Annotated in this window: 19 protein-coding genes; 11 read left to right on the forward strand and 8 right to left on the reverse strand. The window is 47.5% G+C overall.

Annotated features, from left to right (window positions below):
• Positions 1-125 precede the first annotated feature (125 nt).
• A protein-coding gene (locus tag DEALK_RS00120) for an IS3 family transposase (RefSeq protein ID WP_099092355.1) occupies positions 126-1,240 on the forward strand; the annotation gives its coding sequence in 2 pieces (ribosomal slippage) (positions 126-390 and positions 390-1,240; 1,116 coding nt in all).
• On the opposite strand, the gene DEALK_RS09680 is transcribed toward DEALK_RS00120, so the two are convergent.
• The 4 genes from DEALK_RS09680 to DEALK_RS00135 form a co-directional block, all read right to left on the reverse strand.
• Complete coding sequence (locus DEALK_RS09680; RefSeq protein WP_076004831.1) at positions 1,233-1,844, reverse strand: DUF1638 domain-containing protein; 612 nt, start codon at positions 1,842-1,844, stop codon at positions 1,233-1,235. The genes DEALK_RS00120 and DEALK_RS09680 overlap by 8 nt on opposite strands.
• Positions 1,841-2,425 carry a hypothetical protein gene (locus DEALK_RS00130; RefSeq protein ID WP_058437567.1) on the reverse strand — a complete coding sequence of 195 codons (585 nt, stop codon included), beginning with the start codon at positions 2,423-2,425 and terminating at the stop codon, positions 1,841-1,843. Before DEALK_RS00130 ends, DEALK_RS09680 begins: the two co-directional genes overlap by 4 nt.
• Before the next feature lie 129 nt (positions 2,426-2,554).
• Positions 2,555-3,898 (reverse strand): reductive dehalogenase, encoded by a 1,344-nt coding sequence (locus tag DEALK_RS09685; protein WP_076004832.1) that lies wholly within the window; start codon positions 3,896-3,898, stop codon positions 2,555-2,557.
• Positions 3,899-3,914: 16 nt separating this feature from the next.
• Positions 3,915-4,640 (reverse strand): Crp/Fnr family transcriptional regulator, encoded by a 726-nt coding sequence (locus tag DEALK_RS00135; RefSeq protein ID WP_225973686.1) that lies wholly within the window; start codon positions 4,638-4,640, stop codon positions 3,915-3,917.
• 289 nt (positions 4,641-4,929) lie between these two features.
• Here DEALK_RS00135 and DEALK_RS00140 point away from each other — a divergent pair, with 289 nt between their 5' ends.
• Positions 4,930-6,513, forward strand: a complete 1,584-nt coding sequence (locus DEALK_RS00140) for a reductive dehalogenase (RefSeq protein ID WP_058437571.1) — start codon at positions 4,930-4,932, stop codon at positions 6,511-6,513.
• A gap of 281 nt (positions 6,514-6,794) precedes the next feature.
• On the opposite strand, the gene DEALK_RS00145 is transcribed toward DEALK_RS00140, so the two are convergent.
• The 3 genes from DEALK_RS00145 to DEALK_RS00155 all read right to left on the reverse strand — a co-directional run bounded on the left by DEALK_RS00145 (position 6,795) and on the right by DEALK_RS00155 (position 10,144).
• Entirely contained in the window at positions 6,795-8,300 is a 1,506-nt protein-coding gene (locus DEALK_RS00145) for a B12-binding domain-containing radical SAM protein (RefSeq protein WP_083496288.1), read from the reverse strand.
• A 43-nt stretch (positions 8,301-8,343) separates the two neighbouring features.
• Positions 8,344-9,558 (reverse strand): bifunctional 3,4-dihydroxy-2-butanone-4-phosphate synthase/GTP cyclohydrolase II, encoded by a 1,215-nt coding sequence (locus DEALK_RS00150; protein ID WP_058437577.1) that lies wholly within the window; start codon positions 9,556-9,558, stop codon positions 8,344-8,346.
• Positions 9,559-9,724: 166 nt separating this feature from the next.
• On the reverse strand, positions 9,725-10,144 hold the full coding sequence (locus DEALK_RS00155) for a pyridoxamine 5'-phosphate oxidase family protein (protein ID WP_058437579.1): 420 nt from the start codon (positions 10,142-10,144) through the stop codon (positions 9,725-9,727).
• A gap of 301 nt (positions 10,145-10,445) precedes the next feature.
• Here DEALK_RS00155 and DEALK_RS00160 point away from each other — a divergent pair, with 301 nt between their 5' ends.
• Positions 10,446-11,183 (forward strand): class I SAM-dependent methyltransferase, encoded by a 738-nt coding sequence (locus DEALK_RS00160; protein ID WP_225973687.1) that lies wholly within the window; start codon positions 10,446-10,448, stop codon positions 11,181-11,183.
• 66 nt (positions 11,184-11,249) lie between these two features.
• On the opposite strand, the gene DEALK_RS10390 is transcribed toward DEALK_RS00160, so the two are convergent.
• The gene (locus tag DEALK_RS10390; protein WP_065128649.1) at positions 11,250-11,696 is read right to left on the reverse strand and encodes a helix-turn-helix domain-containing protein; all 447 of its coding nucleotides are present in this window, start codon (positions 11,694-11,696) and stop codon (positions 11,250-11,252) included.
• A gap of 146 nt (positions 11,697-11,842) precedes the next feature.
• Here DEALK_RS10390 and DEALK_RS10180 point away from each other — a divergent pair, with 146 nt between their 5' ends.
• The 8 genes from DEALK_RS10180 (at position 11,843) to DEALK_RS00200 (ending at position 17,897) form a co-directional block, all read left to right on the forward strand.
• Positions 11,843-12,001, forward strand: a complete 159-nt coding sequence (locus DEALK_RS10180; RefSeq protein WP_158513505.1) for a hypothetical protein — start codon at positions 11,843-11,845, stop codon at positions 11,999-12,001.
• The gene (locus tag DEALK_RS00170) at positions 11,998-12,480 is read left to right on the forward strand and encodes a response regulator (protein WP_058437584.1); all 483 of its coding nucleotides are present in this window, start codon (positions 11,998-12,000) and stop codon (positions 12,478-12,480) included. Before DEALK_RS10180 ends, DEALK_RS00170 begins: the two co-directional genes overlap by 4 nt.
• A gap of 1,257 nt (positions 12,481-13,737) precedes the next feature.
• Complete coding sequence (locus DEALK_RS00175) at positions 13,738-14,427, forward strand: hypothetical protein (protein ID WP_186007558.1); 690 nt, start codon at positions 13,738-13,740, stop codon at positions 14,425-14,427.
• A gap of 27 nt (positions 14,428-14,454) precedes the next feature.
• The gene (locus DEALK_RS00180) at positions 14,455-15,804 is read left to right on the forward strand and encodes a DNA polymerase III subunit beta (RefSeq protein ID WP_244881558.1); all 1,350 of its coding nucleotides are present in this window, start codon (positions 14,455-14,457) and stop codon (positions 15,802-15,804) included.
• A gap of 196 nt (positions 15,805-16,000) precedes the next feature.
• On the forward strand, positions 16,001-16,303 hold the full coding sequence (locus DEALK_RS00185; protein ID WP_058437586.1) for a hypothetical protein: 303 nt from the start codon (positions 16,001-16,003) through the stop codon (positions 16,301-16,303).
• Positions 16,304-16,333: 30 nt separating this feature from the next.
• Entirely contained in the window at positions 16,334-16,630 is a 297-nt protein-coding gene (locus tag DEALK_RS00190; RefSeq protein ID WP_058437588.1) for a hypothetical protein, read from the forward strand.
• A gap of 63 nt (positions 16,631-16,693) precedes the next feature.
• On the forward strand, positions 16,694-17,167 hold the full coding sequence (locus tag DEALK_RS10030) for a hypothetical protein (RefSeq protein WP_058437590.1): 474 nt from the start codon (positions 16,694-16,696) through the stop codon (positions 17,165-17,167).
• 493 nt (positions 17,168-17,660) lie between these two features.
• A complete protein-coding gene (locus DEALK_RS00200; RefSeq protein ID WP_058437592.1) occupies positions 17,661-17,897 on the forward strand; it encodes a helix-turn-helix domain-containing protein in 237 nt (78 codons plus the stop codon).
• Positions 17,898-17,919: the final 22 nt, after the last annotated feature.

Consider the following 17,919-nt stretch of genomic DNA (forward strand, 5'->3'; position numbering starts at 1 on the left):
ATTCCACCAATCTTCATATTGTTCAACAGGTAGTTGGCCGAAACCGAAAGCATCATCCATTGACCTGACCCCCTAAAACGAGTCCAGTTTCATGTTAGACTGGAAAATAAGAAAGGGGGAAGCAGATGCCCAGGAAATCTTTCACGCCAGAGCAGATCATCAACAAGCTCCGAGAGGCTGAGGTCCTTATCAGCCAAGGTACTACCCTCTCCGTAATGCTCAAGAAGATCGGAGTCAGCGACTGCACCTATTATCGCTGGCGCCAGGAGTTCGGTGGCATGCGCATCGAGCAGGCAAAACGACTTAAGGAACTCGAACAAGAGAACGCACGCCTGAAGCGCCTGGTGGCTGATCTATCTCTCGATAAGGCCATCCTGGCCGAAGCCGCCCGGGGAAACTCCTAAGCCCGTCCAGGAGAAGGAAGGTGATTATCCGAATATCGGATGCACTTCATATCTCCCAGAGGCGGGCATGTATGGTATTAGGTCAGACGAGATCTACTCAACGGCGGAGTCACAACTCAAGTGCCGAAGAGGAGAGTCTGACGGACGATATCATTTCCCTGGCCACCAAGTTTGGCCGGTATGGCTACCGGCGTATTACGGCTATGCTCAAATCGGAAGGCTGGATGGTAAATCACAAGAGGGTGGAAAGAATATGGCGGCAGGAAGGTTTAAAGGTGCCCCAGAAGCAACCAAGGCGTAAAAGACTATGGCTTAACGACAACTCGTGCATCCGTTTGAGGCCGGAACACAAGGACCACGTTTGGAGCTACGACTTTGTTAAACGTAGGACAGAGAACGGCAAGGCTTTCAGGATACTGACCATTATCGATGAGTTCACTAGGGAGTGCCCGGCGCTGCTGGTGGCCCGCAGTATCCCTTCTCATGATGTCATAGACCAGCTTTTCCAACTCTTTGTGCTCCGGGGAATACCTGAGTACATCCGCTCCGACAATGGAACCGAATTCACCGCCAGGCAGATACGCAAATGGCTGGCCAGGATTGGAGTTAAAACGCTATTCATCGAGCCAGGGAGCCCATGGGAAAACGGCTACATTGAGTCCTTCAATGGCAAGCTCAGTGATGAACTCCTGGACCGGGAAATATTCAGTACGTTAACTGAGGCGAAGGTATTGATTGAGCAGTGGAGGAGGGACTACAATCAGATCCGGCCCCACAGCTCACTCGGCTACCGTCCACCGGCGCCAGAGGCCAAGATAGCTGCAATAACTACTTAAGAAGTGGTATCGCTATCGGGGGCAGGTCAAATTTAGCTACCGCTTTGGTCAACATTATTTTAAGATGTGAATTACTTACCTCTTGTATCGAATACGGTATCCCAACCTTGTCGGCAAATTCGCTTATTATTTGTTCTTCAAACTTGATTCCTTTAAACCTAAGCGCAACCATTTTTGTCACGTTGGAATCAAGGACAACTCTCCCATTTTTTGTGTTTAACCCAAAACCATCAATAACTTCCTTCCTCCATTTAGTCAAAAAGGGTTTACTCAACATCCATTCATTATTCCTTAAGCATTTTCGTAACAACGAAGGGGGAAGTGACATTTCCCAACAATTCTTCCCTCCCAGCATAGATATCGAGTAATCACGGTATTTGTTCATGAGTTTCTCAAGATCAGGATGGCAAGATCCGTAAATAATAATAGTTGATTCATTTGCTATTACTGACTTGTCAATCTGTGTTCTTAACGTTTGACTACCAACTGGAAAAAGGCAACAGGGTAACACCGGATATATAGAATAGGCGTTATCAGGTAACGTTTTTGTTACCAATCTTACTTGGTCAAGCATCGAAGCGCAGGTTAAAAGGCCGATTCTCATTCCATTTTCTCCAGCAACGAATCTTTAAGTATAGTAGGAAGGGCCAATATGCTGGGAGGGAAATTGCATGATGATAGGTAATTATCCATTAACTCCGGTTTTAGAATAAATATATTCCCCCCCAAGAGAACACGTATATCCTTACCACGTAACAATTTAAGAAATCTGTCTAATAGAATAATGTGGTTATATTGTGGCAAGGTGACTACGATGAACCTACCGTTTATGAATTCGGTTTTTTGTCTTTCAGGGTTTAGTATTGACGTGGGTCGAGCTCGAAACCCTGATAATGTCAACAGTAGATAAATTAGTTCAACGGATTTAGGTATGAACTCAGAAAAATAACAGATTGGGATAACTGTTTCAGATAAATGGTGAGACGCGATAAGCGATAATCCATGATTAACAAATTTCAATGCGGCATTTAATTCCGCCGCATTCACATTTCCTGCTTCCCATTGAGTGGTTAAGTCGCAAACAGTGGCGAGCAGTTCCTCACTCGAATATATTCTTTCAGCATTGAAGTCTTTTTCAAGAAGGTCGTTATAGAACTGTATACGGTTAACGCTGGTCGCTGGCATGTAAGAATTCCTTTTATTAACCAGGAAGTATTATAGCATGCCTCATGGTAACAAAATGGTAAAAATAGGTAACGGTATGGTTGGTTTGATCGGGAAAGTTTTATTCGTTTGAAACCAGTTTTCTCTGTCCTAAAATGATCGAGGAATATTGAGGAGGCTTGAGCAAAATGGGCATGTGGCCAAACATAAATTGCATTCACTCGATTGTTCGAGGCTGTGTTTCTTACACAAATGCGTCTTATTAAAAAACAATTTTTTACCTGGCACTGTATATTCGTTTGACATCCCCTCGAACGTAGGCGGTTCCCAACTCGCTTCAGAATGGTTCGAAATCGCGCCGCTCGGACATACGGTTGCACATTTAAAGCATGTATGGCAATAGCGAAACACCCCGGAATCTATTGGACCGGTGGGAGCTAACGGGAGATCTGTGATCATACTGAAATAACTCGAATTGTTCTGAGGCTTTGGACAAAAACAATAATTGTTATTCCTTGTGACCTCGGCTAGTCCTGACAATATCGCGGCGGCAGCGGCAGGCAACAGCCCCTGTGTATCATCCATGTACCCCATGCCTTGGTATCCGATAGCTCTCAGGAAATCCTGAAGACACGTTTGTACAGCTGTATGCGTCCTATAACTGTTATCGTAATAACGCGGTCCCCAGATCGAAGAATTTTCGTGAGTCGAACGAATCGGAGGCATCATGATACTGACAATCCAAAGTTTTTTCTTTGGTATGACATATCGGTTTGCCGACTCGTATGCCCGGGTAACATCCTCGAATACGATGGGTTTTATAATATCATTTGGTGGCGGCCAATCATGCGTGAAATCATTTGTTGTAGCTTTTGTCTTCCCATATTTTGCAGGAGGATTATTGTTTCCTCTCGGATAGGTAAAAAGCAATTTACGCTCGAGGCTGTTAAGCTCCATGGTCCCTATTGTGTATGCGCCAAAGTACCGAGCAGCAGCAGTTAGAATTCCAAGGTTTTCTTCCGGTGTACCTTGCCAAGTTATAGGTTCCCTGTAAGCGGAAGATGTTTCTGCATGTTCACGCCCCAAAAACGTCTTCGCAAAATACGGTTTGATCCTACTACCTTCGATTAAGGCTTGACGGAAAAGTGTTAGTCGAGAGTGGCGTATTTCGGATAGTAAAGCCCTGTGTCCCGAGTTGATTGAATCGTAAACTGCTTGGATTCCGCCAATATATTTAGCGAGACTATGGATCGTGTGCAAAGACTCTCGTCCGTCAAAACGGTGAATATTTTCCCAATTAATTTCACAAGTGGGGTGGTTGATTTCGAGAGGTGAAACCCACCAAGGTCGTTGATTTTTGGCTAATTGGGATGCCAGCACCTCGTCAAGGTCATGGAAAGTGTCACTAGCAATTGACTGTTGAAAAACATGTGAAGGGAGATCAAAGTGGGTTGTGAAGGCTTTTTCTGTGTGGGTAACATGATATTTGGTCATAAAACCACTGCATAAGTTAAGACTGAGATAGGCATTGGCAATTTAGATTCGGGACTAGTTCTTCAACTTCATTTCTGGGGTGCAATTCCATCTCTTTTAGGAACCAATTGCTTATGATAAATTTATGTTCCAAATCGTCCTTAACTATGCCAGCCTTTTTAAGATTTTTCAGGACGTTAGTTACCATTACTCTGGATGTCCCAGTCAGCGCTCCCAATTCATCGTGAGTCATTCTAAAAGCCAATCTTCGGCCATCCTTTGTTACTTCACCGTGTTCTTGAGCCAGACGGCCAAGCATCCGAGCTAATCTCGTCTGAGTATCACAAATTGCCATGTCAGCCAGCCGCTCATTCATCGTTCCCAAACGTTCGCTTAAAATTCGGATTGTTTTGATCGCTATTGACGAATTCTGAGCGATAAGTGATTCGAAATCTGTCTTATAACAGGCGCAAAGGCGGGATCTTTCCATAGCCTGAGCTGAAAGGGCATGAACACTATCGTTGAATAGGACTTCCTCACCGAAAAGATCGTGTGATGTCAGATAGCCCAAGACAATTTCTTTGCCCTCATCGGACGTCTTGAAAAGCTTAATTTTGCCCTCGAAAACCATGAACACCGCTGTCGAAGGCTCCCCCTGCATGAACAGGTATTCACCTTTACCATACATCGGTCGGCGAAACAAAGTCCGAACATATTCTTTCTCTGAAGCATTTAGCGATTCGAACAACCAAAAGTCAGACATACAACCTATCATTTCAATCCCACCCTCTTAACACTAGTAACAAAAATGCCTCTGCGCAGAAAAATCCCTATATCAAAATTATATCACTAGCCTAAGAGACGTGGTGTAATCCGTAATACATAATTTTGGGACAAATTTGTTTGAGGGAGATGAGATAAGTGTAAAAAGGGTCGGGTCGTTCCTAGCCACCCAGGATGTCATCCAGAATACAACTTCATTGTATTTATATTTACTGCCAAAGAAACGTGTTTGTATTAGCTTATGGTAAATAAGTTAAAAGGAGAATGATGTGAGCAAGTTCCATAGCACCGTGACCCGTCGTGATTTCATGAAGGCGATTGGCTTGGCTGGAGCCGGGGTTGGAGCCGCCGCACTGGCAAACCCAGTATTTCATGACTTGGATGAGCTGGGTGGAGCAACTGGAATTGGTAAAGCTAAACGCGCCTGGTGGGTAAAAGAGCGCGAGGCATTGGATTCAACTACTCCGGTGGATTGGGATATCTATAAAAGATACGATGGTGCGCTCAATACTGTACCGTTCCTTGGGAACATGGCTCCGGACGAAGCCAAGAAACTTACTGATGAAACGGGGATGATCGGTTTACTCGAAACTCTTCAACACGATTTAGGGAACACTGCAGCGATGATCAAGTTTCCCAAGTGGCAACCAGGTTCACAACACATTGAAGCTATGTTAAATAAGAAACCTGGTTACAGCGTCAGGGAATTTGCGTTTGGGCATGGTATGGTGACCTGGCCTTCAAAATTGTTGGAACCTCATGCAATGTTCATGGGGGATAGCCGGATTATGAGCCGTATTTGGAGCCCACAAGAATTAGGTGTTCCTCCTTGGAGTGGTACCCCTGAAGAAAACAGTGCTCTTCTCCGAACGGTTATCAGGACATTGGGAGGATCTACCATCGGTTTTGTACCTCTAAATGAGAAAACAAGGAGGTTTATCAACACTAGACCAATTGGAGATCCCGGAATGCGAATTGAATTTGAAGATGTGGATGCGCCGTACCTTAAGTATTCTGGTAAAGACAATTCAGAATCAAAATTTGTTATACCAAACAAATTCACGACTGCAGTGACTTTTAGTTGGCAAATGTCCAAAGCCATTATGAATGTTCCTGGTATGCATACAGCACAGCAATCTGGAGGTACTTGTATTCAAATAGATGTCCCTCGACATACTTTACTGCAATTTTTTAAGGCCTTGGGTTGGCACGCAGCTTCGACCGATGCAATAGGTAATCATCTGTTTCCTCCTTTTGGGGTTATGGGGGGGTTAGGCGAGATGGGGCGCATGACCATGGTTATAACTCCGGAAAGAGGACCCCAAATACGAGCCACAAGTTGTGTGTTCACTGATCTCCCACTCGCTTATGATAATCCGATTGAATTTGGGGCTCGTCGCTTTTGCTTTACCTGTAAAAAATGCGCTGATGTCTGTCCAATGGGAGCAATAAGTACAGAAAAAGAGCCATCATGGGACATCACCAAGAAATATGATAATTATGTTCAACCCGAGACATTCAACAATGCTGGATTAAATGCCTGGTATCTGGATCACAATAAATGCTATCAAGGCTGGAGAAAATCCCTTTCGGGGTATTGCGGACTTTGCCAGCCCAACTGCACTTTTTCGAAATTTGATCAAGCAGGAATTCACCAGGTCATCATGGGGACTGCATCAACTACTCCAGTTTTCAACGGGTTCTTTAGGAAAATGGACGATTTCTTCGGTTATGGGTCCAAAGCCAAAGGTTGGGGAGAAACAACGCAAGAAGAAATTGATGCGTTAATGTATTCTGGAGAAAACCTCAGTGAATGGGGATATGACGGAACCTACGGGCGCCATAGGTTATAAGGAGATTAGATAAGATGGTGCGGGGACGATTTTCAGAAATCGTCCCCGTCTTTCTTTATATAATAGGTCGGTCGCGGAGATAGAAGACGCGGCTCTTTTTCTGCCTAGGTAACAACTTCATCTATGCCTTGGGTATCGGACGGAGTTAGGTCTGTCGTCGGTGATGAAGTAGGGAAGCACCACATGGGGATGTTGGGATCGGGCAGGGCAGCGTAATTAGTAACCCGCCGAGAAGGGATCAAATATAAGGGCCGGTATTCTCCAACCAGACTTTCATTACCTTACCTCACCTCTCCACCGCGTGTAATACCCTTGGCTTCATCGAGCTTTTTGTTTTCCTTACCTACCCAACCCATCCTTTTAAACAGTTTGAACATCCATGAATCGGAACTGTTGGTTTGGTCCATCATAATGTCGATGTAATACTTTCCCAGGTCCCAGACCGAACGGAAGAATTCACCTGGACGTTTGACCGCGGTCAGGAAGAACGCCGGGTTATGTCGCATCATGAAGCGCACTCGCCTCGTGGCATAGCTGCGGCGAAAGCTGGCCATGGCATCATCCATAGCTTTTTGAGGTACAGAAGACAGGTTCATCTCGTTAGCACACCGGAGAGGGAAATCGGCCCATTCTATTAAGGTCTTGGGTTGAGCCAGGAGTCCGTGCTCGACACAATAATCGAAAAGCTTAGTACCGGGGTAGGGTACGAATTTCATGTAGAGATAGGGCGGATCGTCAAGTCGCTTCAACAGGTCCAGGCTTTCCCTGAAATCGGCGAGAGTCTCGTTGGGGTACCCGTAGTACATGAAGATGGTCGGGATGATGCGGTGTTTGACTAAAAACCAGAATGTGGATTCCATTTCGGCCACAGTGCCCTTGTCCAGAAAGGTCAGCATTCGTTGGCTGCCGGTTTCAACCTCGAGCAGCACCGAGGTACAACCGCTCTTAGCCATGAGCTTAACCGTCTCTTCGTCAATGCCACCTGAGACTGGAGCGTTCCAGGTCAATTTCCATTTCTTGGCGATGACAAGATTACAGAACTCCTTGAGCCGCTCGCGGTTGATGACGAACCGCTCCCCAGAAAAATAGATGTGCTGGGTTCCAAACTCCTCATGCAGCTTCTCCATCTGCGACACGATGCGCCTGGCGGAAAGATCACACATCTGGCCGCCCCAGAAATTTGCATCGGAGCAAAAAGTGCATTTATAAGGGCAGCCCCGGGAGGTATTCAGAGTGACGTCAGAATATTTGTTGACATCTATCAGATGCCAGGCCGGATCCGGCAGGCTGTCGAGATCGGGCATGAAAGATCTGACTTCATTGATTACCGCTTTGCCTTGAGGGTCCTTGTAGGCCAACCCTTTAATCGATGAAATCTCAATATCACCATTCTGTAAGTAGTCGGTGAGTTCGGCGATAGTGAATTCACCCGCCCCTATCACGGCATAATCGACGCAGGGCTCGGCAAGAACATCAGCCGGATAGGCACTGGCGTGCCTGAATCCCCAGGTGATCTTAACTCCAGGCAGCAGTTTTTTATATTCCGCTGACTGAGACAGGGCGCTGGCGATATTCGGGCCCGTAGCCACGCCAAACCCGATAAGCGCGGGGGCAAATTCGATAAAGTCTGCCGGCTGACTTTTCTTATCCAGGTTGCAATCGATTATTTTGACTTCATGTCCGCAGCTTTCCAGCATGCCGCCGATAGACAGCATCTCATCCGGAAATTTGGTGTAACCCGGCATATTGCCGTACGCCCTGGATGGGATAACGAGTAATATTCTCATGAATCCCTTGTTGCTTTACGAAGGACCGATCAAGCTTATCGACCTAGGGATCCGCCACCAATTCAAGGTGGTGCCCAAGTTTGTTTTTCTTGGCGTTAAGGTACTTTTTGTCGTAAGAATTTGGAGGCGCCTGGATATTCAAAACTTCTGTTATTGTTAATCCGTATCCTTCAAGTCCAACCACTTTTCGCGGATTATTGGTCATCAATTTGATACGAGTCAATCCTAAATCGGATAGGATTTGAGCGCCAATTCCATAATCCCGAAGGTCATCTTCAAACCCCAGCTCATGATTTGCTTCTACCGTATCCAACCCTTGGTCTTGCAAGGCATAAGCTCGTAATTTGTTGTGGAAACCTATGCCTCTGCCTTCCTGCCGCATATATAGTAGCACCCCAGAACCCTCGTTAATAATGGCTTTCATCGCCATGTCCAATTGTTCACCGCAATCGCACCTCAGGCTGCCAAATACTTCCCCGGTAAGACATTCGCTATGCACCCGGACCAAAACAGGTTCATCTCCGTTGATCTTTCCCTTCACCAAAGCAACGTGTTCACCGCTTTCAACTTCACTACGATAAGCGATCGCTTGAAATTCCCCATAACGGGTCGGCATTTTGGTTTCTGCGACTCGTTGAACCAGATGCTCGGTTCTTCGGCGATATGCAATTAATTCGGCAACACTGATCATGGTGAAGCCCCATTCTTTGGACATTATTTTGAGTTGGGGAAGACGCGCCATAGTCCCATCAGGGTTCATAATCTCGCAGATCACTGCGGCCGGATACAATCCTGATAACCTTGCCAAATCTACTGAAGCCTCAGTGTGGCCAGCTCTCTTCAATACGCCACCCTTGAGGGCTTTCAACGGGAAAATATGCCCGGGTTTCACTAAATCATTTGGTTGAGTTGAGGGATCGATCAAAGCCTTCACCGTTGCCGCCCTATCGGCAGCCGAAATTCCTGTAGAGACTCCAAAACGAGCCTCTACTGACACTGTGAAAGCGGTGGAATGTTTTGAAGTGTTGTCATGAACCATTAGCGGAAGATTGAGCATCTCCAAACGATCCGGATCCATGGGGACACAAATTAGACCGCGAGCGTTTTTAGCCATAAAGTTGATTGTTTCAGGTGTAATTGCCTCAGCAGCTATTGCCAGATCACCTTCGTTTTCGCGGCTGTCATCATCGACAATAATGACAAATTTCCCTTGCCTAAAATCAACTATCGCCTTGTTAAGATTATCCGTATTTAACATTCAAATTCCTTCAACCGATTGGTAGATGTGGTACAGGTAAATACCGGAGTTAATGTTTTGCCAGATTTGTTTTCATACTTCTATTGATACGAAGTCTTATTGTGAAGGACACGAGAGCGAGTGAGCCGGTTGGGCTCACTCGCTCTTTGTAAGCAGTCAATCCGAATTACGCTAGTTTCTTGCCCTTATCCTGTGGAGCTTGAGAGAAAATCGAATCCACGTGGACAACTCCCACTCCAGTGATATCTACACCCATCGCTTTCTTCAGACCTTCGGCAAACTTATCAAAAAGTGGACCTGAAGTCTCATACTTCTGGAAAGTCCCTTTAACTTGTATTGTGGTGAAAGGAGGGGCGATAGGAATCTTTACAGCGACGATCGCCACTTTTTTGGTTTCTTCAAGGTTCTTGAATGTCCTGGTAGTTTTGCCATATAGGTCGGCAAAAGCCAGGGTCTCTGCGTCCACCGCGGTCATGCTTGTTTTTGGAGTGACGTTGAGCTCTCCCTTTTTGTCGACTGTAGCCACCATCTTAGGTACCGAGGCATCTTGGAACAGATCGATAACTTCCTTGGGCATTTTCGCCATGTGTTTTCCCTCCAACAATTTTTCTCAATGAAAACGTATTCTAGTTTTCATTGGAATGGCTGAAAGTTTATCATCACCTTACGTCACTGTCAATACCATACGTCAGTGTTTAATTCAAAACGAGATTGCTCTGAAATTTGGGAAATGCCAAATGTAAATCGGGTTCATCGCGATAGTCAACTACGAAAGTCTGCATCATAAGTTAGAACCGCCTTGTCGTTATCTAGCCGAATTTGTTTGAAGGCTTAGAGAATGGTCTGTATAATCCAGGCCATCTATTTTTGGATCGGAGATAAACTCTGTGGCGATTCAAAACGGCAATACGCCGTCCAAACAGAAACCATTCAATGCTGCAGTGCATTTTAATACCGATCTTGCTGAGAAATATGATGAAAATATCCGCTTATTCTGCACCTCTTACGATGTTTTACACGAGATGGTTTTGAATTGGCTCCGAAACCAACCTGAGAGGTCTAAATTCCTTTCATCTGGTGCTGGGACCGGAACTGAAATACTCTGTCTCGGAAAACATTTCCCTTTATGGCAGTTCACCGCTGTTGACGTTTCTGCGAGTATGATTACAACCTGTCAAAAGCGGGTCACTCAGGCAGGAATGGACAACCGAGTAAAGTTCTCAATTGGCAGGGTGGAAGATTTTCATTCAACCTTCCAGTTCGATTCAGCATCTTCGATTTTTGTATCCCACTTTATCAAAGAGCGCGAAGATAAATTAAAGTATTTTGGCTCTATCGCCGCTAATCTAAAATCTGGTGCCCCGTTCATTCTCGCTGATCTGTTCGGTGCTAAAGATTCAGATGAATTCCAGTGTTTGTCAGCGGCTTGGTTAGTTTCATGCGAATCACAAGGGTGGTCCGCAGAGGTCCTAATAAAAAACGAAAATCATATTGAACGAGATATTTCTTTCATTCCAGAGACCGAGTTGTTCGCAATATTAATAGAGGCGGGATTTGAGGTCCCTGTTCGTTTTTATCAAACATACTTATTTGGTGCGTGGATTACATGGAAACGTAGTCAATGAAGCGGAGCTCGACTTATTCCATCGACATTATGTTAGAGATCAGTGACTAGCAGGTTAGTTGGGGATCTACGAAAAAATATAAACACTTTGGGGACAGTCCTTGCAACTAGAAGCATCACACTTTAGACAATTTTGAACCGATTCCAAAGCGATTGAGTTATTTTTTCGGAGTTCGTTTAAAATTTCCTGGTAATCGTCGATTTTTTGTTGGGCAAGGGTAAAAGCACTCAAGGATCGATTCAACACTTCTGCCTTTGTCCCAGCAGAGGAGCTGTTAACCCCTAGGATTGTCTTGATGTCATCAAGAGAAATATCGAGACGCCTCAGTGTGTTAATGAACCGCAATCTGATAACGTCTTTATTATTGTAAAGCCTGAGCCCCGATTGAGTGGTTGCGTACGGCTTTAGAAGCCCCGACTCTTCGTAAAATCGAACCATCCTGAGACTGACGCCAACCGCCTTGGCGATGTCACTAATTTGGAGAATAGATTCGTGTACTGTCTCTGATTTCATACCGTGATTGTAACGCAATGTTATATCTTTTTCAATGAAGGTACGGGATAAACATTACTATAGGGATTGACATTGACGCTACGTGATATTATACTCCGCCTAAACTTGGGAACCGTTCGAGATAATTGATTCTGAGGAGAGGCACTTTGGCTTCAATGCCCCAGGATGTGGTTGATCGAGTCCAGAATCCCTCACTCCCCAAAATGGTGGCCTTCCAAGCCTTGAAGGAAGCCATGATCGTCAATATTGCTGGTGTGGGCACGGTTCGAGTCGATACCGTCCTTTCGCAGGCTGTCTGTTTATGAAGTTAGTCATAATTGAGAACTCCCCCGAGGTATCGGATCTTGTGTCCTTGGCTTTTAGTGTCGGCCGGCCTGATACCCAGATAATTGCCGTTACGCCTGAGGTTGATATGATAAGTCTAATACGGGGGACTAATCCGGATGTTGTATTCGTTGACCTTGGGTTAAAAAAAATGGCAGGGTTCGAGGCTATAATAAATATAAGATCTTTTTCTGAAGTCGCAATAATAGCCGTGGCGGACCTGAAAACAGTAAACGATATTCCTAAGGCAATCAATCTGGGAGCGAATGAGTCCATCGAAAAACCATTAGATTTGATGGATATTCTAGTAAAAATTTGTAGGTTGACTGAAAAACGGGAGACTAAAAAACAACAACCGACAAGTCAAAACGATGGGCCCCCAGGCCAGACGGAACTCATTTCAAGCACTAAACCCATTTGCATTCGGACCCCCTCTTTGCCTAGAACCCTAGCTTCGTAGGGTCGTTGTGAGTTTCTGCACATATTTGTGTACCCTCGATTGAGGCGACCTATGGATTTTCAACCTGTAATTATTGTACAGGTCAGATTTAGACAAGGCCGAGGTGATGGTAATGGTTGGTACCGTGCTGTATGCAAGACATGGATTAACAGGACCGAATCGTATGCCGTTGCAATCGCGCCTATCAGTTCAGGCGAGCATGGAGATCTGGACAATTGCGCGATCGTGTGTCCACGTTGCCACGAATGGATCAGGCTAGATCTAGAAAATGATCCTCACAAGATTTTAAAAGCTGGCGACGTTCCTTACAAGATAATAAAAACCACGCCAAGAATGAAAAACCAGCTTTCTAGAATGTTTATACGTCGAGAGCACTCTCCCATCCCACTACATCCATCTTAGCCCGGGTTGTGATTTTAGTTAAATTCAGATATATTCCATTAGAGCTCAACAAAATGACGATTAGTTCAATTTCACTCGGATCCACGACCCAGCTTATATTCAGAGGCTCTAAATCACCTGAAGGATATAAGGATAGTCTTACTTTGGACGCATTTTACCGGGGGTAAAGTCTCCATCGATCCAGCGGACAAACCGTTCAGCGTAGCGAATGTATGTTTCCCGTGATATACCTGTTCCGAGGTTCGCCCAGCAGGTTTCACGATATTCTTGAAGTGCACGCTTAACCTCATCCATCGCTTTAGTACCTATTCTTGCTGACATGCAAATGAACCTTCTCCTCTTATTTGTTGTGGGTATTCAACAGCTCTTCCTTTTAAGAGTCAATATTGATGATATTCTGCCGAAATTACACTTTGATAAGGGTAACACTTTCCAACGGCACAATAACACGAGAGGGTGAACCTTCTGATCTAACATAGTCAGAGTCACAGAGTCAGGCCAAACACCAGAAAGGGAGCTTCAGGCTCCCTTTTTCATTTTCTGACAATTACTTCGCCCCGGGGGAGGGGTGAAAATCGTGCTAGTTCTTGAGGATGAACAAAGTGACTTTTTGTTTGACAATGAAGCTGGAAAAACGCGCAAACGCACCTTAAAAACTGAACACGAAAAGCCTTGACCTGAACGCTTGCCCGAAAGGGGGAAAGCGTGAGTTCAAGCGTAACAGTAACGGGGGAACAGAACCGGCCTGGGGGCTTCTGTAGCCGGTGTCACAGGGTTTGGGTACTAAAAGAAAGGCAAGGCGTTTGCCGATGGTGCGGAAAGGTCGCCACCTGTCAGACCACTAAAACAAGCGCCTTGCGTAGCTTCAAGTCTAATCGAAGCACAAGACCAAAGCAAGCCGACACCTTCGGGAACGGCTATGACCATCTTTCCGGCAACTGGCTTACCTTCTATACCATCGCCTCGAAGTTCAGCCACAAGGCCAAGCCGGACGAAAGGGATGACCTACTCCATGACATCATCATCACCCTTGCCGATGTGGAGCGGAACAACGGACACCATCCGTTCACCGAAGCCGCCATGTTTCGTATCGCCAGCCGCGCCCAAGCCCTGTACTGGCGGAAGCGTTACCGGATAGACAACGGCCTTACCTGCGGGGACTGTAGCAAGGCGCAGCGCCGGAAGTGTAAAGAGGACTGGCTATTTTCGGCCTGCCCCAAAGCGGTCAAGCTCGATAGCCTCAACAGGCCGGTTACGGACGACGAGGGAAACACCACCGAACTCGGCGATCTGATTGCCGACGACAGGGCATTGGACCTCGATGCCTGGCTGGATGCCAATACTTTCTTGCTCCAATGCCCCGACAGGCTAATCGCCATCGCCGAAAAGCGGCGGGACGGACAGTCTTTGACGCAAGTTGAGCTTAACTACCTTTGCCGGTTTCGGAAACGGGAACAAAAAAGACTGTTTGAAGGTGTTATAAATCAGGCCAATTTCGCAACTAATACAGTGGGAGCTTCGGCTATGCCAGCGGTTTGCGGGTAGCTAGGAGCTTACTACTAAGCGAAGCCGATGGAGTTGCCCACCTATCGGATAGCAAGAGGGGGTTGGACAATCGAACAACTGAATATCGAGGGCAAGCGTTCAGGTCAGGGCTTTTTAGCGCACAAGGCGGTACTGGTTAACGCCTTATCGAGAACACTCGCCGAAAGGGCGATGCTTCTTGACCTCACTATCGGGCGGAAAGGCTTTCTCACCTACCTTAAGTCTTTAGGCGGGAGTAACATCGTCAAGATTGTCCCGTCTAACGGCGATGCCAGCGTATCGCGGGTCGCCGGAAAATGCCTCAAGGTGGTATGCGGAGCCAACACCAGCTACCTCGAACACATGGCCTGGGTCGGCGAAAAGACACCCCTTACCCTGTGCGACATCAGGGTAAGCCCCTCGAACTCGGTCAGCCCCAACCTCGGTGCGACGGAGCTATCGGACGCCCTTTCAAGGGTACTGCCCTTCACCTCGGATGAGACCGCCCGCCCCATTCTCCAGTGCGTTCTCTTTCAGGTGAAAGACGGCAAGCTCACCCTAGTGAGTGCCGACGGCTACCGACTCGCCATGATGAAGCTACCCTTCGACGGGGATGAGGGACAGGTGCTTATTAGCCGCGATGACCTCAAAGGCGTCACCGGCGCTCTCAGGCGGGCGCGGCGGGTAAGGCTGTCGCTGGAAAAGAACGGCGACAAAGACCCAATGAGCCTAGTCCTCGACACGGAGCTAATCCGCTACACATGGCGGGGATGCGCCGGCAACTTCCCGGACTACGAGAAGCTCATACCCGCCGACACCGGCATCCGCGCCAGCTTCGACACCAATGAGGCAACAAAGGCGGTTAGCTCGCTCAAGGTCGTCGCCAACGTCAAAGCCTACGCCTTAGACCTCACCATCGGGGACGGCAAGGTGGTCGTCGGGAATACCGACGACAAGGGGACGGCGGAAATAGCTGCCGACACTACCGGCGAGCCTATCAAGATAAGGCTTGACGGCGGATACCTCGCCGAAGCTCTACGGGCTTGCGGCGGGATGGTGGAGCTTCGGGTCAAGGACGCAAGGTCGCCGATGCTTTTCACCGCGCCGGACTATGAGTTGGTGGTCATGCCGATGCTTTTGCCGGAAGGGAAAAAGCCGACGGACACGGCCAAGACCGCCGAACCCGCTAAGGCCGAAGCAAGCCAGCCGGTCGAACCCGCCGAGCCGAAGGTCGAGACTGTCGAGGCCGTTACGCCGGAAGCAACAGCCGAGCCTGTACCCGCCGAGGAAGTCGCGCAGGCCGTCGCCGAAGCCGAAGCCATCACGAAACCCCCGACTGGATCGGGGGCGAAGGCCAAGAAGCATAGCAAGGCGAAAGAACCAGTCGCCGTAGCCTGAAGAACCTGATACTTGAACGCTTGAACTCGCAAAACAGCCGCACATGAAGGGGCCTAGTGCCCCTTTTTGTGCTTTCTTTTTGTAAGGGGGATGTCCTGCCCCAAAGCGGCGGGAGCATCCCCCTTTCGTTTTGGCTGGAAACGGGCAAACCAACTATGAAAGGAGAGACGGACGGTAAAGGAAGGGGGTGATAAACATGGAAGCACTACTGGTAATCAATCCGACTGTCCCGCTTGGCCAAGTGGTGGCCACCCGAGGAGTTTTCGCCCTGGCCGGTGAGAATCCCAAGTTTGCCGAGTTCATGCGCGGTTCCCTGAACCGCCATGCCAAAGGTGATTGGGGTGATCTCGATGAGGCGGACAGGCAGGAGAATGAGTTAAGCCTGAAACAGGGCTTCAGAATACTCTCCGCATATAAGACTGACGATCTGCCCAAAATCTGGATCATCACCGAGGCCGACAAGTCCGTAACAACGATTCTGTTCCCCGAAGAATATTAGGGCTTATCATGCCCGAATGGAGGTGTAACTGTGCCTATCAAATGGAGCGCCCTCAAAGTCAGCGAGGCGATGGATATGGTTCAAGAGTTCATTGACCAGGCTGCGGAGCCGTTGGAGCAGGCTAAGATAGTGGCCGCCGCGGCTGGAAAGATACCTGGAATCCCTCAATACGTCGAAGGACGTCTTTTATCCCTCATCACCAACATCGATCGCCTCGACACGATAAGGAGCTCTATCGAGGCCGTCCGTGGATCTCTACCCAGCGGTGCCGCGGCGGAAGAACAGGTGCGAATCGAAAGCGGCAGCCAACTCGTCCTCGTAGCTTAATCAACCGCTGAGTCCGAATTCAAACGGGTACTCATGTCAAAATCTTTCGGAAAGGAGAATGTAATGATAGGCCAACTCGGCCTGTTTCAGGGAACTAGATTGTCCGAGCCGGAGCCGAAAACGACGGTGAAGCTCGGCCGGAGGGCCGCCCAGATACCGTTACGGCAGAAGCAGAGGGAAGCCGCAAGACGTCTCATGGAAATATTGAAAGAATTGAAGGGTAAAGACATCTTCATTGGTTCATACAGCGCCAGTGGCGGTCACTTCTGGCTCGACAATTTGAAGATATCCAAGCTTCGAGTCGAAGCGTTCAGGACGGAGCGCGACGAAACCTGCCCGCCATCGGTTATCGTCTTGTCAGGCAATAAAGGGGCTTGTATCAGGATATTCGCCGATGACTTGCTGACAGTTCGGGAGCAGGAATACCCGGATTATCATCACTATCTCCTGGACTTCTGGAATGGTTTCGGGCAAAGCCCTATTAACAATTATCGATCACACTACGCTTGTCTTGCCATAACAAAGTTCAAGGAGTGATCCGAATAAGGGCTACAAGTGAATAACCCACCACCCACCATTTAATATACGGAAAAAGGGCTGGGTAAAATTCCCAGCCCTTTTTTTGCCTATACAAACTGCGTATATTTCTTATATTAGGCAGCCAAATGATAACGACATGAGGACTCGTGGGCCTAGGCGTACAGAGAACTGGCCGAAGGGCTTAATAGCATGTCCGATTAGGCCGCCTGGAAGCATTCACAATGACTATGGTTCTATCTCTATTCCCGTAACCACTACACGCTTCTAAAAAACGAGCCCCCAGATGCTAAGCCTATACCTATTGGACCTTGCAATGGTTACTCCCGTGAGCGGACTTTTGCGGTCTTATCCGGACGAGAGCGTTTGACAATCGGTTCCCACCTTAATATATTAGAGGAATGCTTTTAGGCCGTGGAAGCAGGAGTACCCAATATCCCCGTTATCGCCTCAGGCGTGACATAAAGCATATCGCTCATGAGGAGCTAAAGAAATGGCTGAGATAAAAGATCGTTGGTTGTCAGTGGATGAAATATGCAACTACCTCGGGGTTAGTAGTGATACCGTGTACCGCTGGATTGACCGATTCAGTATGCCAGCACATCGAATGGGCAGGCTTTGGAAATTTAAGAAGGATCAGGTTGACGATTGGGTGAAAGCCGGCGGTGCTGCAGAACAGGGTAAAACGACCTCCAGAACCACCGCTGCAACAGCAAAGAACAGCGAATAGTTTTATGAGAACACAAAAATGG

It is taken from the genome of Dehalogenimonas alkenigignens (assembly GCF_001466665.1).
Classification (GTDB): domain Bacteria; phylum Chloroflexota; class Dehalococcoidia; order Dehalococcoidales; family Dehalococcoidaceae; genus Dehalogenimonas; species Dehalogenimonas alkenigignens.

What these genes read in the sequence shown, in the direction of transcription:
- DEALK_RS00135 (WP_225973686.1), bottom strand. Translation starts at nt 4,640, where the DNA reads ATGTCTGACTTTTGGTTGTTCGAATCGCTAAATGCTTCAGAGAAAGAA.
- DEALK_RS00155 (WP_058437579.1), bottom strand. Translation starts at nt 10,144, where the DNA reads ATGGCGAAAATGCCCAAGGAAGTTATCGATCTGTTCCAAGATGCCTCG.
- DEALK_RS00130 (WP_058437567.1), bottom strand. Translation starts at nt 2,425, where the DNA reads ATGCCAGCGACCAGCGTTAACCGTATACAGTTCTATAACGACCTTCTT.
- DEALK_RS00170 (WP_058437584.1), top strand. Translation starts at nt 11,998, where the DNA reads ATGAAGTTAGTCATAATTGAGAACTCCCCCGAGGTATCGGATCTTGTG.
- DEALK_RS00185 (WP_058437586.1), top strand. Translation starts at nt 16,001, where the DNA reads ATGGAAGCACTACTGGTAATCAATCCGACTGTCCCGCTTGGCCAAGTG.
- DEALK_RS00200 (WP_058437592.1), top strand. Translation starts at nt 17,661, where the DNA reads ATGGCTGAGATAAAAGATCGTTGGTTGTCAGTGGATGAAATATGCAAC.
- DEALK_RS00150 (WP_058437577.1), bottom strand. Translation starts at nt 9,558, where the DNA reads ATGTTAAATACGGATAATCTTAACAAGGCGATAGTTGATTTTAGGCAA.
- DEALK_RS10030 (WP_058437590.1), top strand. Translation starts at nt 16,694, where the DNA reads ATGATAGGCCAACTCGGCCTGTTTCAGGGAACTAGATTGTCCGAGCCG.
- DEALK_RS00145 (WP_083496288.1), bottom strand. Translation starts at nt 8,300, where the DNA reads ATGAGAATATTACTCGTTATCCCATCCAGGGCGTACGGCAATATGCCG.
- DEALK_RS10390 (WP_065128649.1), bottom strand. Translation starts at nt 11,696, where the DNA reads ATGAAATCAGAGACAGTACACGAATCTATTCTCCAAATTAGTGACATC.
- DEALK_RS00180 (WP_244881558.1), top strand. Translation starts at nt 14,455, where the DNA reads ATGGAGTTGCCCACCTATCGGATAGCAAGAGGGGGTTGGACAATCGAA.
- DEALK_RS09680 (WP_076004831.1), bottom strand. Translation starts at nt 1,844, where the DNA reads ATGAGAATCGGCCTTTTAACCTGCGCTTCGATGCTTGACCAAGTAAGA.
- DEALK_RS09685 (WP_076004832.1), bottom strand. Translation starts at nt 3,898, where the DNA reads ATGACCAAATATCATGTTACCCACACAGAAAAAGCCTTCACAACCCAC.